Annotated in this window: 15 protein-coding genes and 1 tRNA gene; 5 read left to right on the forward strand and 11 right to left on the reverse strand. The window is 66.7% G+C overall.

Annotated features, from left to right (window positions below):
- The gene (locus CHB69_RS07750) at positions 1–561 is read right to left on the reverse strand and encodes a helix-turn-helix domain-containing protein (protein ID WP_089215422.1); all 561 of its coding nucleotides are present in this window, start codon (positions 559–561) and stop codon (positions 1–3) included.
- 89 nt (positions 562–650) lie between these two features.
- Here CHB69_RS07750 and CHB69_RS07755 point away from each other — a divergent pair, with 89 nt between their 5' ends.
- Positions 651–1,133 (forward strand): DUF6456 domain-containing protein, encoded by a 483-nt coding sequence (locus tag CHB69_RS07755; protein WP_425442410.1) that lies wholly within the window; start codon positions 651–653, stop codon positions 1,131–1,133.
- A 113-nt stretch (positions 1,134–1,246) separates the two neighbouring features.
- Here the strand turns inward: CHB69_RS07755 and CHB69_RS19655 are convergent, their stop codons facing one another.
- Together CHB69_RS19655 and CHB69_RS07760 are read right to left on the reverse strand one after the other, a co-directional pair.
- On the reverse strand, positions 1,247–2,191 hold the full coding sequence (locus CHB69_RS19655; RefSeq protein ID WP_141133933.1) for an RNA-binding protein: 945 nt from the start codon (positions 2,189–2,191) through the stop codon (positions 1,247–1,249).
- A gap of 104 nt (positions 2,192–2,295) precedes the next feature.
- Positions 2,296–4,077, reverse strand: a complete 1,782-nt coding sequence (locus CHB69_RS07760) for an ABC-F family ATP-binding cassette domain-containing protein (protein ID WP_089215423.1) — start codon at positions 4,075–4,077, stop codon at positions 2,296–2,298.
- 133 nt (positions 4,078–4,210) lie between these two features.
- Here CHB69_RS07760 and CHB69_RS07765 point away from each other — a divergent pair, with 133 nt between their 5' ends.
- Positions 4,211–4,954 (forward strand): SIMPL domain-containing protein, encoded by a 744-nt coding sequence (locus CHB69_RS07765; RefSeq protein WP_089215424.1) that lies wholly within the window; start codon positions 4,211–4,213, stop codon positions 4,952–4,954.
- Between the two features lie 134 nt (positions 4,955–5,088).
- Here the strand turns inward: CHB69_RS07765 and CHB69_RS07770 are convergent, their stop codons facing one another.
- Positions 5,089–5,769 (reverse strand): prolyl hydroxylase family protein, encoded by a 681-nt coding sequence (locus CHB69_RS07770; RefSeq protein ID WP_089215425.1) that lies wholly within the window; start codon positions 5,767–5,769, stop codon positions 5,089–5,091.
- A gap of 104 nt (positions 5,770–5,873) precedes the next feature.
- On the opposite strand from CHB69_RS07770, the gene CHB69_RS07775 reads away from it, so the two are divergent.
- The 3 genes from CHB69_RS07775 to CHB69_RS07785 all read left to right on the forward strand — a co-directional run bounded on the left by CHB69_RS07775 (position 5,874) and on the right by CHB69_RS07785 (position 7,623).
- Positions 5,874–5,950, forward strand: a tRNA-His gene (locus CHB69_RS07775).
- A gap of 100 nt (positions 5,951–6,050) precedes the next feature.
- Positions 6,051–7,100, forward strand: coding sequence for a Glu/Leu/Phe/Val family dehydrogenase (locus CHB69_RS07780; protein ID WP_089215426.1), 1,050 nt, complete (start codon positions 6,051–6,053; stop codon positions 7,098–7,100).
- Positions 7,101–7,272: 172 nt separating this feature from the next.
- Complete coding sequence (locus CHB69_RS07785) at positions 7,273–7,623, forward strand: YbaN family protein (protein ID WP_089215427.1); 351 nt, start codon at positions 7,273–7,275, stop codon at positions 7,621–7,623.
- Between the two features lie 430 nt (positions 7,624–8,053).
- Here the strand turns inward: CHB69_RS07785 and CHB69_RS07790 are convergent, their stop codons facing one another.
- From CHB69_RS07790 to CHB69_RS07820, 7 genes are all read right to left on the reverse strand, one after another.
- Complete coding sequence (locus CHB69_RS07790) at positions 8,054–8,494, reverse strand: PilZ domain-containing protein (protein ID WP_089215428.1); 441 nt, start codon at positions 8,492–8,494, stop codon at positions 8,054–8,056.
- Between the two features lie 103 nt (positions 8,495–8,597).
- Entirely contained in the window at positions 8,598–9,923 is a 1,326-nt protein-coding gene (locus CHB69_RS07795) for a M28 family metallopeptidase (RefSeq protein ID WP_089215429.1), read from the reverse strand.
- A 96-nt stretch (positions 9,924–10,019) separates the two neighbouring features.
- Positions 10,020–10,544: a hypothetical protein gene (locus CHB69_RS07800; RefSeq protein WP_089215430.1), complete on the reverse strand. Its 525-nt coding sequence runs from the start codon at positions 10,542–10,544 to the stop codon at positions 10,020–10,022.
- 127 nt (positions 10,545–10,671) lie between these two features.
- On the reverse strand, positions 10,672–11,205 hold the full coding sequence (locus CHB69_RS07805) for a hypothetical protein (RefSeq protein ID WP_089215431.1): 534 nt from the start codon (positions 11,203–11,205) through the stop codon (positions 10,672–10,674).
- A gap of 165 nt (positions 11,206–11,370) precedes the next feature.
- On the reverse strand, positions 11,371–11,973 hold the full coding sequence (locus tag CHB69_RS07810; RefSeq protein WP_089215432.1) for a hypothetical protein: 603 nt from the start codon (positions 11,971–11,973) through the stop codon (positions 11,371–11,373).
- A 127-nt stretch (positions 11,974–12,100) separates the two neighbouring features.
- Complete coding sequence (locus tag CHB69_RS07815; RefSeq protein WP_089215433.1) at positions 12,101–12,592, reverse strand: GAF domain-containing protein; 492 nt, start codon at positions 12,590–12,592, stop codon at positions 12,101–12,103.
- 35 nt (positions 12,593–12,627) lie between these two features.
- On the reverse strand, positions 12,628–14,787 hold the full coding sequence (locus tag CHB69_RS07820; protein ID WP_170935475.1) for a prolyl oligopeptidase family serine peptidase: 2,160 nt from the start codon (positions 14,785–14,787) through the stop codon (positions 12,628–12,630).
- Between the last annotated feature and the right edge of the window lie 63 nt (positions 14,788–14,850).

Below are 14,850 nucleotides of genomic sequence, written 5' to 3' on the forward strand. Positions count from 1 at the left end.
TTAGAGGGTGCGGATCAGCCGCACCGCGACCGCGGCCCATGGCGGGTTGCTGACCACCTGTTGCCGCTGGCCGGTGCCGAGCGGGAGGAGGTGGAGCTTCTCCCCGTCGACGTTGAGCAGTCGCGCGAAGAAGAAGCGCCCGGCGGGGCGCGGGACGAGGAGGTCGCGGTTGAGCGCCTGTCCCCAGTCGCCTTCGATGCGGCGGCACCATATTTCGTCGCCGGCGCGATAGTCGCCGATCGACGAGGTGACGCGCACCGCGACCATATCCTCGCTCGGCCGGGCGGTGAGTGCCTGTTCGGTGCGGGTGGGCGCCTGCGCGCCGTCGGCGCCGAGCAGCGCGGTGATGGTGAGCTGCGTATCCTGCGGCAGCTGGACGAGTTCGGCGGCATCGACGCCGAGCGCCCTGGCGATGCGGTTCATCCAGCCGAGCGACAGGGTGCGCGTCCCGGTTTCGAGGCGGCCGATCGTCTGCGCGGTGGTCGGCGGATCGCAGCGCTGCGCGACCTCGTCGAGCGTCAGACCCTTGGCACGGCGCACCGCGCGGATGCTGTTGATCATCGCCTGCCCTTCATAACCAATTTGGTTTCTTCTTTCCTACATGGCGATCCAATGTCAAGAGTGATTCGCCGAGCAGCAGGAGATCGCCGATGACCGCACGCCGTCTTGAAACCCGCCTCCATCCCGACGACCGGGTCGATCCGGGCAAGGCGGGACCGCAGGTGATGCGGCATGTGACGGTCAATGCGGCCGAAAGCCCGCTCGCCTGGCTCGCGGCGCGGGGGCATCTGAGCGACGCGCAGCTTCGCGCGGGCGAGCGGCTGCGCGCCGATTACGAGCGCGCGGGGTTGTCCGCGCGGGTGACGATGCGGTGGGATGCGGCGCCACCGGGCAAGAGCCGCGGCGGCGCGCGCGCGGCGGATGCGTCGCTCGCGCGCATCGACGCGCACCGGCGCTTCCATGCCGCGCTCGAGGCGGCGGGGCCGGGGCTTGCGGACATTTGCTGGCGGGTGATTTGTGCGGGCGAGGGGATCGGCGGCGCCGAAAAGACGCTCGGCTGGCCCGTGCGGTCGGGCAAGCTGGTGCTGACGCTGGCGCTCGACCGGCTGGCGCGCTTCTATGGGACGGGGTGAATGATGACGGTGGCTGGAATCAACCGAAATTAGCCAATGAACATATTTCGTATCGCATTCAAAAGCCGACACGATCTACAATGGATCGATAGGGCAACAGGAACATCGAGCGATTACGTTACCACGATTGGCTCATATCCCATTTTGATTGCGGTCAAAGGCCAACCCCCGAGAGAGGGCGGGTAGGTTCTGATTATCGTGAACCGATAAGGCCGCGATGTGAATTCATGGCAGCCGTCTTTTTGGTCGGGGCATCGCCATATCGCAGTGATCTGCGTTGCAGCGGATAGGAATGTATTTTCGCATGTTGTCTGGATCGCATCGCTCGACAGATCTGCGCAATCGATCGTATATCTCTGGCCATTGCGCACGTCGTCCTCGGTGAACTTCAGTGTGGCGAGCGCGCCTGCCGAATAGTGCTCGCTGTCGCCATACGCCCAATACGATTTTTTATCCGATAGCTGTTCACACGCCTTTTGCAGGCGTGATTGGCTCTTCTCATTCTCATGACCAAGATAATGATACTGCACGGAGACAGCCCGTATACCGATAGGCTGAAACGGAGCGTCCGCCCTGTCGGACCTTTTGCTTGCATATTTCAGTTCGATCACATCGCGCTGGCAAAGCCCCGCTTCGGAAGAAGCGTATGGCTCTGTAGCAATGGTCGTCGGAGAAGTTGGCCCGGTAAGGACCGATATCAGGTCGCCGAGAACAAGGTCTCGCCGCCTTGATTCCGACATCTCTATACGCTCGGGATGAAAGGTCCTGACGCGCGTTGCAGCTTGGAGAATGCCCGACATGGCAATCACTGCCGCTAGCGAAAGCCCAAGACGAAAAACCCGCATACGCCCCTCCCGGCCGTGCCGCTCAAAAGCACTATGTGCCTGCGTTCGTAAATGAGAGGTATTGATGCGATAAATTGCCGGCGGAACATCGTACGGCGGAGGTGGAGAGCCGCACCGCCGATATTTATCCAAGGTCCGCCTTTCACAGCACCTCGATTGAAAGGTGCCCTTCGTCTTTCCACTCCATTTGCGCCCCTCGTCGCCGATTTTCATGCAATGCCGGAAACGACCGATAGGCGATGATCGGCATTTCATAACCTTGTCATTCCCGCTTTCGCGGGAATGACAAACGGCCGCTTCTCGCCCCGAGGTTGACGTTATCCGAGCGCCTCGACCTCTTCGGCCAACGCCAGCCAGCGGTCTTCGGCGGCGGCTTTTTCCTGACGCAGCGTTTCGAGCTTTTCGGTCAGCGCGGTGAAGCGGGTATGGTCGCGGGTGAACAGGCTGCCGTCGGAAAGCTCGGTCTCGATGCCCGCCATCTCTGCGTCGATCGCCTCGATCCGGCCGGGGAGGAGGTCATAGTCGCGCTGGTCCTTGTAGGAGAGTTTCCTGCGCTGTTGCGGCGGGGGTGGGGGCGTAGCGGCTGTGCTTTCGCCTTTCGCTCTTGCGGCCGCGGGTTTGCTGCGCTTCGCCTCCCAGTCAGCGTAGCCGCCGGCGACGACATCGACCTTGCCCGACCCGTCGAGGCCGAGCGTCACCGTCACCGTGCGGTCGAGGAAATCGCGGTCGTGGCTGACGAGCAGCACGGTGCCGTCATAGTCGGCGATGACTTCCTGCAAGAGGTCGAGCGTTTCGAGGTCGAGATCGTTGGTCGGCTCATCGAGGACGAGCAGGTTCGATTCGCGGGCGAATTCGCGCGCGAGCAGCAGGCGCGAGCGCTCGCCGCCCGACAGCGCGCTGACGTTCGCCTCGACGACGCCGGGGTCGAAGAGGAAGTCCTTCAGATAGCCCTGGATATGCTTCTTGACCCCGCGCACCTCGACCCAGTCGCCGCCGTCGGCGAGGATGTCGCGCACGCGCTTTTCGGGCGACAACAGGCTGCGCTGCTGGTCGATGACGATGCCATCGAGCGTCGGCGCGAGCGTGACCTTGCCCTCGTCGGGTTCGATTTCGCCAGTCAGGAGCTTGAGCAGCGTCGACTTGCCCGCGCCGTTGGCACCGACGATGCCGATGCGGTCGCCGCGCTGGATGCGGAAATCGAAATCGCGGATGATCGTCCGGTCGCCGAAGCGTTTGGAAATATGGTCGGCGACGATCACCGACTTCGAGCGGACATCGTCGTTGGCGAGGCCGAGCTTGGCGACGCCGGGGCCGCCGATCATCGCCGCGCGCTGCGCGCGCATCTCGACCAGCTTTTCGAGCCGCCCCTGGTTGCGGCGGCGGCGCGCGGTGACGCCGCGCTGGAGCCAGTGCGCTTCGAGCTTCAGCTTGGCGTCGAGCTTTTCGGCGGCGCGCGCTTCCTCGGCATAGACCGCCTCGGTCCACGCGTCGAAGCCGCCGAAGCCGATCTCCTTGCGGCGGATGCTGCCGCGGTCGAGCCACAGCGTCTGGCGCGTCAGGCGGGTCAGGAAGGTGCGGTCGTGGCTGATCGCGACGAAGGCGCCGGTGAAACGCGCCAGCCAGCCTTCGAGCCAGTCGATCGCCGCGAGGTCGAGGTGGTTGGTCGGCTCGTCGAGCAGCAGCACGTCGGGGTTCTGCGCGAGCGCGCGGGCGATCGCGGCGCGGCGGCGCTCGCCCCCCGACGCACTCGCCGCCTCGCGGTTCATGTCGATGCCGAGCTGGTCGGCGATCGCCGCGACCTCATGGCTTTCGGGCGGGTTGGTTCCGCCGACGGCATAGTCCATCAGCGTCGCATAGCCCGAAAAATCGGGTTCCTGCTCGAGCAGCACGACATGGGTGCCGGGGACGATGGTGCGCTTGCCCTCGTCGGGTTCGATGCGGCCTGCCAGCAGCTTGAGCAGGGTCGTCTTGCCCGCCCCGTTGCGGCCGATCAGCGCGAGCCGGTCGCGCGCGCCGATATAGATGTCGAGTCCGCGGAACAGCCAGCCGCTGCCCTGCACGAGGCCGAGACTTTCATAGGATAAAATCGGTGCCGCCATGATGAACGGCTCGCTACCGGCGCGTTCAGCGCGATGCAAGCGGCGTTCGGGCAAAGGGCGGAACGGGTCCGCTCCGTCGGCGTTACGGGGACGGCACAAGCATTGCCGGATTTCCGGCCGACAGGAGATATTTATGAAAACGCAGATGTTCACCGCCATGGCGACCGGGCTGGCGCTGATCGCAGCGACGCCCGCCATTGCGCAGCAGGGAGGAACGACGGTGACGACGGCGACGACGCAGGGGCCGATCCTGAGCTTTTCGGTGAGCGAGGAGGTTCGCGCGCGGCCAGACCAGGCGACGGTTGGCGCGGGCGTGCAGACGACCGCGCCGACCGCGGTCGAGGCGATGCGCGCCAATGCTGCGGCGATGGACAAGCTGATCGCCGCCGCGAAAAAGCAGGGCATCGAGGCCGAGAATATCCAGACGAGCGGCATCAACCTGTCGCCACAATATGATTACAGCAACCGCAGCGACGGGCAGCCGCCGCGTTTTCTGGGCTATCAGGTGACGAACAGCGTGCGCGCGACGACGAACGACATTGCCGGAATCGGCCCGCTGCTCGACGCGCTGGTCGCGGCGGGCGGCACCAATATCGACGGGCCGTGGTTCGCGATGAAGGACCCCGACGCGATGCTCGTCGGCGCGCGCGGCGCGGCGATCAAGGCGGCCGAGGCGAAGGCGCTGGATTATGCGAAGCTCGCCGGCTATCGCGGGGTCGAGCTGGTGTCGATCGGCGAAGGCAGCTTTGGCGGTCCGCAGCCGCCGATGCCGATGGTGCGGATGGAAATGGCGGCCGACGCCAAATCGACTCCGGTCGAACCGGGGCAGGTCGGCAACACGCTGACGCTGAGTTTCCAGTACCGGCTGGTGCGGTAGGGCTTCGGGAGAAACGAGTCCGTATTCCCGAGCGAAGACGAGGCCTCCGGCGTGGGAGCTTCTCGCTTCGCTCGAAGGAGCCCCTCGGCTTCGCTCGGGGAAGCGGATGTTGGTTCCTCTTTGTCCGCTGCCGCCTAACCCAGCTCCCCCTCGGCCCAGGGCCAGGGGCGCTCGCGGAACCATTTGGTGATGATATATTTGCGCCCCTTGCGCACCTTCATCCCGTGGTGGAGCGTGTCGGGGTTGGGCTCGCCGTCGGGACGGACATTGTTCCAGGCGAGCAGCTTGCCGGCTTCGGGCTGGTGCATCTTGCCGGTCGCAAGGAAGCGCGTGGCGCCGCCGGCGGGAGGCTCGTTGAGATAGACCATCAGCGTCCAGCTGCGCTGGCCGGGGATCGCGCAATAGGTTTCCCAATCCTCTCCGTGCGGGTCGAAATAGTCGGTGTGCGCCTTGAACTCCTGCCCCACGTCATAGCGCTGGCCCTGCAGCGGCTCGCCATATTCGAGCGGGATGCCGGTGAGGTCGTGGAGCCGCTGGTTGACCGCATGGACGAAGGGATCGCGATGGTCGAGGTCGCAGGTCGTGCTTGTGCGAAAGGCGGCGTCGCCGTTGGGATCGGCGATCGTCGAGGGGTGAACGTCGCGGTCGATCCGCGCGATCAGCCCGGCGCAGGTTTCGGCGTCGAGAAAGCGTGGCAGCATGAACTGCTGGAGCTTCGGTGTCGGGGCGCGGCGGATGCCGGGAACGGCGGCGAGCCGATCGGCGGTGCGGTCGGCGTGCGAGGTCGCGAGATCGACGAAGCTGGGGGCGGCCATGGCGCCTCTTTAGAGCGGGCCGCCCGCGCGAACAATGCTTGACGAAAGCGGGCGTGCCGCCTATCGCCCGCCCGCTGCCGGCGGCGCGTCCGTCCGGCCCTGTGGCGATCGTAGCTCAGTTGGTTAGAGCACCGGTTTGTGGTACCGGGGGTCGTGGGTTCAAGTCCCATCGGTCGCCCCATTTTCTCGATCTTCGCGCATATCGCGGCTTTGGGCGTGACTCGCCGGGCCTGTTGTATTATTACGCCTTCGCGTAATTTTTGAACGTGAAGGGTCAAGCCATGTCCGCTGTCTGGGATTTCGCCGATTTCGACGATCACGAGCATGTCCACATGTTCCGCGATCGCGCGAGCGGGCTGACCGCGGTGATCGCGGTGCATTCGACCCACCTCGGCCCCGGCGCGGGCGGGGTGCGATACTGGCATTATCCGCAGCGCGCGGCGGCGATCACCGACGCGCTGCGCCTGTCGCGCGGCATGAGCTACAAGAATGCGATGGCGGGGCTGCCGATGGGCGGCGGCAAGGGCGTGATCCTGGCCGACGAGGGGCAGGCGAAGACCCCCGAACTGCTCGCGGCGTTCGGCCGCGCGGTCGAATCGCTCGGCGGCGCTTACGTGACCGCCGAGGATGTCGGGATGAGCGACGCCGACATGGTCGCGATCGCCAAGGAAACGCGCCACGTCAGCGGCCTGCCGGTGGCGAGCGGCGAAGCGGGCGGCGACCCCGGCCCGCTGACCGCGCTCGGCGTCTATCTGGGCGTCAAGGCGGCGATCGCCGAAGGGCTGAAGACCGATAGCGCGAAGGATGTCCGCATCGCGATCCAGGGTGTCGGCAGCGTCGGCGGCGGGCTCGCGCGGCGGCTCGCGGCCGAGGGCGCGAAGCTGACCCTCGCCGACGTCAACATCGCGAAGGCAAAGGCGCTCGCCGAGGAACTCGGCGCCGAACTTGCCGATTCGGCGGCGATCATGGAGGTCGAGGCCGACGTGCTGAGCCCCAATGCGCTGGGTGCGATCCTGACCGAACGCAGCATCGAGGCGCTGAAGGTGCCGATCGTCGCGGGCGGCGCGAACAACCAGCTCGCGACCGCGGCCGACGGCCAGCGCATCCACGACCGCGGCATCGTCTATGCCCCCGACTATGTGATCAACGCGGGCGGCATCATCAACGTCGCGCTCGAATATCTCGGGCAGGGGAGCCGCGAAGAGGTCGAGAGCCGGATCGCGCAGATCCCCGGCCGCCTGACCGAAATCTGGACCGAGAGCCGCGCGAGCGGCACGCCCGCATCGGTGGTCGCCGACCGCATGGCGCAGAAGCTGATCGGGCGGGGGTGACGAGGTACTAAGCCCCTCCTCTTCAGAGGAGGGGTTGGGGTGGGGCTATCGGCGTAAGCTCAAGGCCGCGATGCCCACCCCGCTGCGGCTGGCGAGCAAGCTCGCAAGCCTCGCTGCCCCTCCCCTGAAGGGAGGGGTTTTGTTGTGCGCGATTTCCGCTAAGCCCGCAGCGATGAAGCGGCATTTCTATCTGGTCGGCGGCTGGGCGTCGCTGGCGCTCGGGGCGCTGGGGGCGTTCCTGCCGCTGCTGCCGACGGTGCCCTTCGTGATTCTCGCCGCCTTTTGCTTCGCGCGCTCGTCGCCGCGGCTCGAGGCGTGGCTCGTCACCCATCCGCAGTTCGGCCATCACATCGTCGCGTGGCGCGAGAAGGGCGCGATCAGCCGCAAGGGCAAGATCGCCGCGACGATCGCCTTCGCGGTCAGCATCGCGCTCGCCGCGATTTTTTCGCCATGGCCGTGGGTGATGGTGCCGGTGATCGCGGCGGCGGTGACCGGAAGCTGGATCTGGACGCGGCCCGAGTGAGGGGCAGCGGGTTGGATGGCGGATTTGGGGGGAAAGGAGATGCATCCGATCCTCCCTGTCGCGCAGCGATGGGGAGGTGGCAGCCGCTTAGAGCATCGTGCCGGAAATCTGCACCATATCCCCGAGCGAAGTCGAGGCGGCGACGCTGCGGTTCTCGCTCCGCTCGAACGAGCCCCTCGTCTTCGGCCAAAGGCCGAAGTTCATCCTGAGCGCCCGCCAGGGCAGTCGAAGGGCTCGGGGATGCGGATGATTCAGATTTCGCGCAATTTGCTCTAGAGCAAGATCACCTTTGACTGAATAAGCCGTGTGCTCCCGCGCAGGCGGGAGCCCATCTCCCGACCCTTCTGTCTTGAACCCGCCGGAGATGGGTCCCCGCCTGCGCGGGGACACACGCGCTTTCTCAAGCGCTTCATTCAAAGATGATCGGGCACTAGGTCTTCCGCTTCTGCCCGTAGTGACCGGGCAGGGTCGGCGTGTGGCTCAGCCCCGGCCGCCAGGTCGTGAGCTTGGGCGCCGGGACGAGCTGGAAATCGACCTTGCTGTCGGCGGTGACCAGATCGTCGCCGTGCGACGCCCGGAGGCGGACGGTTTCGATCGGCTCGTCGGTTTCGAAGCCGAATCGCGTATCGGCGACCCAGCGCACCGTGCCCATCATCGGCTGGTGCCCCGGCATGAAGAGCGTCATTCGCTCGCCGATCTGCAGCATGTGCGGCGCCTTTCCGCCGACGCCGGTTTTCGAAACATTGCGAATCGTCACGTCGAACCGGCCGAGCCGCTCGCAGCCGAGCGACGCCTTCACCAGACGCGCCTGGCGCGGCTGGCGTTTCTCGGCTTCGGCCGGTGAGGCGGTATCGGCCTCGGGGTTGGACATGCGCGACCCAATTCTTGCCGCCCGTCACCCACGCCAGGCGGTTATCGTGGTCCCATCACAGGCTCTAAAGGAAGAAGGTAAATAATCAAATAGCGTCGGGCGATCATTCGGCCGGCTTCGGCAAACCGGCGAAGGTGACCAGGCTTTCGCTGCCGTCGGCCGAAAGCGCTGAAACGCCGAAGAAATGGTCGTCGATGACAACGCCGGGAAGCACGAGCTGCGCGCTATCCGCGGGAACGTCGCGGCTCTCGGTCCAATCGGTCCGATCGGCCCGGCGCCAGCGAATCCGATAACCGGCGGCGTCCTTCACGGGGGCCCAGCGCACGGTCGTATTCGAACTGACCGCGCCTTCGATGCTCGCGGTGGCGGGGGCGGCCGGCGCGTCGGCGAGTTCGCTGGCCAGCGCGACATTGAGGTCGGTCACCCGCGCCAGATAGGGAAAGTCCATATAATCGACGGTGTCGCCATAGAAATGCCCGTCCTCGGTGCGCAGATCCTGATGCTGATGGTCGTAATTTTCGACCCCGGCGGTGAAGCGGATCGCGGGATAGCCCATTTTGAGCGACGGCAGATGATCGCCGCCGCGGCTGAAGCGGTCGGGGCGGCGGACCGCCACCACCTCGAGCCCGATGCCGGGGGCATCCGATGCCGCGCGCGCCGCGGCTTTGGCGAGCGCTCGCGAGGGGCCGTCGTCCTCGCCCCCGATCGCGCGGCGCGCCATTTGCGCGGGCAGGTCTTCGGACGCGCGGATGCCTTCGCTGAACACGCGGACGCGGTCTTCGACGATCGCGCCGTCGGTGCCGCGCGTGCCGCCGACGATGTCGTTGTTGAGCATCGCGGCGACGTGCCAGCCCTCGTCCCGGGCATGGCGGGCGAGCAGTTCGCCGCCCCACAGCCCCTGTTCCTCGCCCGACAGCAACGCATAGACGATCGTCGCGCGATGCGGCCGCTGCGACAGGATGCGCGCGGCCTCGAGCACCAGCGCGGTGCCCGATCCGTCGTCGTTGGCGCCGGGGGCGTCGCTTTCGGCGTCCATCACGTCGGAGACGCGGCTGTCGATATGGCCGGCGATGATGATGACGCGATCGGGTTCGCCGGTTCCTTTCTGGATCGCCAGCACATCCTCGACCACCACCCCGCCGGGCGCGCGCGGGCCTTCGAACCGGCCGCCGGTCGACATGACCGACAGGCAGCCGCCGCACGCCTGCCCGATCCGCTCGAATTCGGCGGCGCCCCAATCACGCGCCGCGCCGATCCCGCGCTTCGGATCGCTGGCCGACGAGAGCGTATGGCGGGTGCCGAAGGATACGAGCTTTTCGACGAGCATCTTGAGACGGGCCGGGTCGGCGGTGGCGGGTGCCGTCTTGTCCTGGGCGACGGCAGGGGCGGCAACGAGCAGCAGGGCGAGCAGCGATGACGAACGAATCATGCGCGCAGCTTGGGGCTCAATCTCCCGTTGCGCAACCCGAACGGCACAGCCCCGCCGACACGGGGTCGACGGGGCTGTGTGTCGGGGTGCCGCGGCTTAGCGGAGTCCAGAAAAGTCGATGTCGCGGATGCGGCCGTAGCGCACCTCGCAGCTGAACTTGCCGCGGTCGTAATAGCCGCCGCGATCCCAGCGCCCGCGATAGCCGTCGCGCACGACGAGGCGACCCTTGACCTTGTAGCCGTCGCGCTTGCGGTCGATGTCGGTGATTTCGGTAACCTCGGCACGGCCGTAACGGCTCGCGCTGCGCTGAACCGCGCCGACGCACTGGTTTACCGCGCTGCGGCCGCCGCCATAGCGGGCATAGTCGTAGCGATAGCCATAGCGCGGATCGTCGTAGCGCCCGCGATAGCGGTCGTCATAGCGATCGTAGCGATCATTGTCCGAGGCGAGGATGGCGGCGAGGCCGCCGATCACGACCGCGCCGGCGATGATCTCGCCCGCGTCGATGCCGTCGTCGTCATAGCGGTCGCGCGCCATCGCGGGCGCGGCGCTCAGCATCGCGCCGGCGGCGGCCGCGCCGATGGCGGCCTTGCCAAGGGTGTGAGGGATCGTGCGAGCCATGCTCTGCTCTCCTGCAAATGCGGCCTGCACCATCGCGGGCCTGTTGCAGAGTTAATAGCAAGGGCGGGGTGACATGCGGCTGAACCCCTCGCTTATCTGCGGTTCAGCAAGCGGTCGCGCCGCCGCATCAGTCGACGCGGACGTCGGTAACGCGGCCATTGCTATAGGTGCAGCCAAAGCTGCGCGTCCTCTCGCCGGGGCGTGACAGGTCGCCGGTGACATAGACGCCATAGCCGACGTCGGGGCGTGTGCCGCCGATGCTCTGGACGCGGGCGCCCTCGCCCGCCTCGGCCTCCGCGGCCCAGCTGCAGGCGTCGGTCGCGCGCTGCCCGATTTCGTTGCTCGTATAGCGCGGCATGTCGGGCGCATCGCGCTCGTCCCGATAGCCTGCGTCGCGCGGCGCGTCGGGGTAGGGCGGTTCGTCGCGATAGTCGTCGTCGCGGCCATCCTTGCCCGCCGCGCTCGCGATCGCGGCGATCGCGCCGATGAGGAACAGCCCGCCGATCACGTCGCCGGCGTCGATGCCGTCGTCATGGCGATGCCCCCAGCCGCCGCCGTGATGACCGCCGCCGTGATGGCGCCCGCGCGCTTCGGTGGGCGCGGCGCCGAGCGTGGCGAGGAGAAGAGCGGTGCCTGCGGCGAAGCCGGTCAATGTGCGCATCGTGCGGTGGTCCTGTGCGGCGGGCGTGTCGGCCGGGCCCGCATCATGTTGTCCGATAGACCCGTCAGGCTTTCGCGAGCGTGAACCGCTCGAAGGAAGAAAGGCCCGCCATCATAGGGATGACGGGCCTTCCGCGCGCGCGGCGCCCCCCAGCAGCCGCAGCGCCTATTCGTAGAAAGTCTCGGTCGTCGTCTCGACCGTTTCGGTCACCACCGGCGGCGAAGTCGTAATGGTCACGCTGCCGGGCGAATAGCCGCCATAGCCATAGCTGTATCCCTGCCCGCGGCCGCCGCCCGGATAAGCGGTCGAATAATAGGTGCCCGGCGGCGCCGGAGCGGATGCAGGTGCGGGCGGCGGCGGGGCATAGCTCGTCCCCGGGCGCCCCTCGACCGTGCCCTGATAATATCCGCGATAGAAGCGGCCGTCGGACGCCTGAAACGTGCCGTCCCAAGTGCCCGTCCAGCGTCCGCTGGCATCGTAATTGCCGTTGTAGGGGGCCGCCGACGGCTGGCCGCTGCCGTCCCATGCGCCGGCCCAGCGCCCCTCGGCGTCGTAACTGCCGCCATAAACCGCGTCGGGCTGCGCGGGCGGCGGCGTCTCGCTCGCGGCCGGCGCCCGGTCGGCGTTGCCGGCATAGACCCGGTCATCGGGCGCGCCGGGTGCGCCATAGTCGAGCGCGGGCGCCGGATTTTGGGTAAAGGCGCTCGCGGATTGAGCCCCGCCGAACAGCGACGCGGCGGCAGTGCTCAGGAGCAAAAGGGTGCGCATGGCCGACCTCCCTGCTGGCGCGACTGCCGCGTCCGGCGACAACCGCTTGGGTTACAGCCTGTTAGCAAATTCCGAACGATTGCGCGAATCCGTTAACCTTTTGCCTTACGTCCCATTTTGGGGCGGGTCAGGCGCCCGCGAGCGCCGCGGCGATCCGCGCCACGAGCGCTTCGGCGCCCACCTGATCCTCGGCCGCGAAGCGCCCGGGCCGGGGGCTGTCGAGGTCGAGCACGCCGATCAGCCGGTCGCCCGCGACGATCGGCACGACGAGTTCGCTGCGGCTCGCGGCGTCGCACGCGATATGGCCGGGAAAGGCGTGGACGTCCTCGACCCGCTGGCTCGCGCGCAGACGCGCCGCGGCGCCGCACACGCCCTTGTCGAGCGGAATGCGGATGCACGCCGCCTTGCCCTGAAAGGGGCCGAGCACCAGCTCCTCGCCGTCGAAGCGATAGAAGCCCGCCCAGTTGAGATCGGGGATCGCCTGCCAGATCAGCGCGGCGACATTCGCCATATTGGCGATCGCATCGGGCTCGCCCGCGACGAGCGCCTCGGCGGCGTCGGCAGCCTCGGCCCACAAGGCGTCGGTTTCGGTCGCGGTGAAGGTCAAAGCATAGGACATGGGCGTCTTTCAACGAGGGTCGGAACCGATAGGGCCTATTCGACGGCGAGGCCGGTCCATTTCGCGGCGAAGGCATATTTGTCGGCGGCCTCGTCGATGATCTTGTCGGTCGGCTTGCCCGATCCGTGGCCGGCGCGCGTTTCGATGCGAATGAGGTGCGGCTTGTCGCCCGCGTCGGCGTGTTGGAGCGCCGCGGTATATTTGAAGCTGTGCCCCGGCACGACGCGATCGTCGGTGTCGGCGGTGGTCACCAGCACCGCCGGATACTCCACCCCGTCGCGGATGTTGTGATAGGGCGAATATCGGATCAGATTTCTGAAATCGGCCTCCTTCGACGGATAGCCATAATCGTCGACCCAATAGCGCCCGGCGGTGAAGCGGTCGAAGCGCAGCATGTCCATCACGCCCACCGCGGGCAGCGCCGCGGCGAAAAGGTCGGGGCGCTGGTTGGTCACCGCGCCGACGAGCAGCCCGCCGTTCGACCCGCCCTCGATCGCGAGCTGGCCCTTGCCGGTGATGCCTTGCGCGATCAGATATTCGCCCGCGGCGATGAAGTCGTCGAACACATTCTGCTTGTTCGCAAGGCGCCCGGCGTCGTGCCACGCCTTGCCATATTCGCCTCCGCCGCGCAGGTTCGCGATCGCGAGCACCCCGCCCTGATCGACCCAGGCGAGCTTGGTCGGCGAGAAGGCCGGGGTCATCGAGATGTTGAAGCCGCCATAGCCGTAAAGCAGCGTCGGCGAGCCCTTGCTGCGGTCGAGCCCCTTCTTCATCACCACGAACATCGGCACTTCGGTGCCGTCCTTCGACTTGTAGAAGCGCTGTTCGACCGAAAATTGCTTCGGATCGAAGGTCAGCTTGGGCTCGGCGAAGATCGTCGTCTTTCCGGTCACCGTGTCGAGCCGATAGATGGTCGTCGGCCGCGCATAGCTCGAAAAGGCATAAAAGGTTTCGGGGTCGCCGGGCTTGCCGTCGAAGCCCGACGCGGTGCCGATGTCGGCGAGGTTGATCTCGGCGACCGGCTGGCCGTCCAGCGTCACCATCCGCGCCTCCGACTTGGCATCGCCGAGATAGGAGAGAATGATGCGGCTGCCGACCTGCGACGCGCCGACCAGCGTGGCCTCGCTTTCGGCGACGAGCGGGGCGATCGCGTCGGGCTTGCCGATGTCCATCGCGACGAGCCGCTGGCGCGGCGCATCCTTGTTGGTGAGGAAGACGAAGCGCGAGCCGTCGTTGCCGACATATTCCCAATTGTTGGCGAAATCGTCGACGAGGATTTGGGGCTTCGGCGCCTGTTTCGACAGGTCATAGAGCGTCAGGCCATAGCGTTCGTCGGTGCCCTGCGACGAGGTGACGAGCAGGTAGCGGCCGTCGTCGGTCACCTGTGCGGTGTGGTTGAGCGCGGGCTTGTCGGGGGTCGCGTGAATCAGCAGGTCGGCGCTCTGCGGGGTGCCGAGCCGGTGGAAATAGACCGCCTGATTTTCGTTGAGCGACTGGAAGGTTTCGCCGTCCTCGGGCACAGGGAAGCGCGAATAGTAAAAGCCGCTGCCGTCCTTCGCCCAGTCGAGCGCCGAAAATTTCACCCACCGAATCTCGTCGGGCAGATCCTTGCCGGTCGCGACATCCTTGACGCGCACGATGCGCCAGTCGGTGCCGCCGTCCTGTACCGCATAGAGGAGGTGGGTGCCGTCCTTCGACGGCGTCCATTCGGCGAGCGCGGTCGCGCCGTCCTTTGCCCATAGATTGGGGTCGATCAGCACGCGCCCTTCGCCGCCCAGCCCGTCGCGGACATAGAGCACCGACTGCGGCTGCAACCCGTCGTTGCGCGTGTAGAAATAGCGGCTTCCCGCCTTTTCGGGCAGGCCGAAGCGCTCGTAATTATAAAGCTCGGTCATCCGCTTGGCGAAGACGTCGCGCCCCGGCAGCGTATCGAGATAGGCGTCGGTGACCTTGTTTTCGGCGGCGACCCATGCCGCGACCTTCGGATCGGTGCGCACGTCGTTCTCGAGCCAGCGATAGGGATCGGCGACCTCGACCCCGAACTGCGTATCGACCGTGTCGCCGCGCGCGGTCGCCGGATAGGCGAGCCCGCTCGCCGGTGCCGCCGCGGCCGCGCTTTCCGCCGCCTGCGTTGCTCCCGGTACGGTCATCAGCAGGGCAAGCGCCAGCGGCGCGCGATATTTGGGTCGAAGCATGGCAAGGCGATCCTCATGGCTTGGGTAATAATCGTGCGCGGCACTGTAAGCATCGGTGGGGGA

Source organism: Sphingopyxis indica (assembly GCF_900188185.1).
Classification (GTDB): domain Bacteria; phylum Pseudomonadota; class Alphaproteobacteria; order Sphingomonadales; family Sphingomonadaceae; genus Sphingopyxis; species Sphingopyxis indica.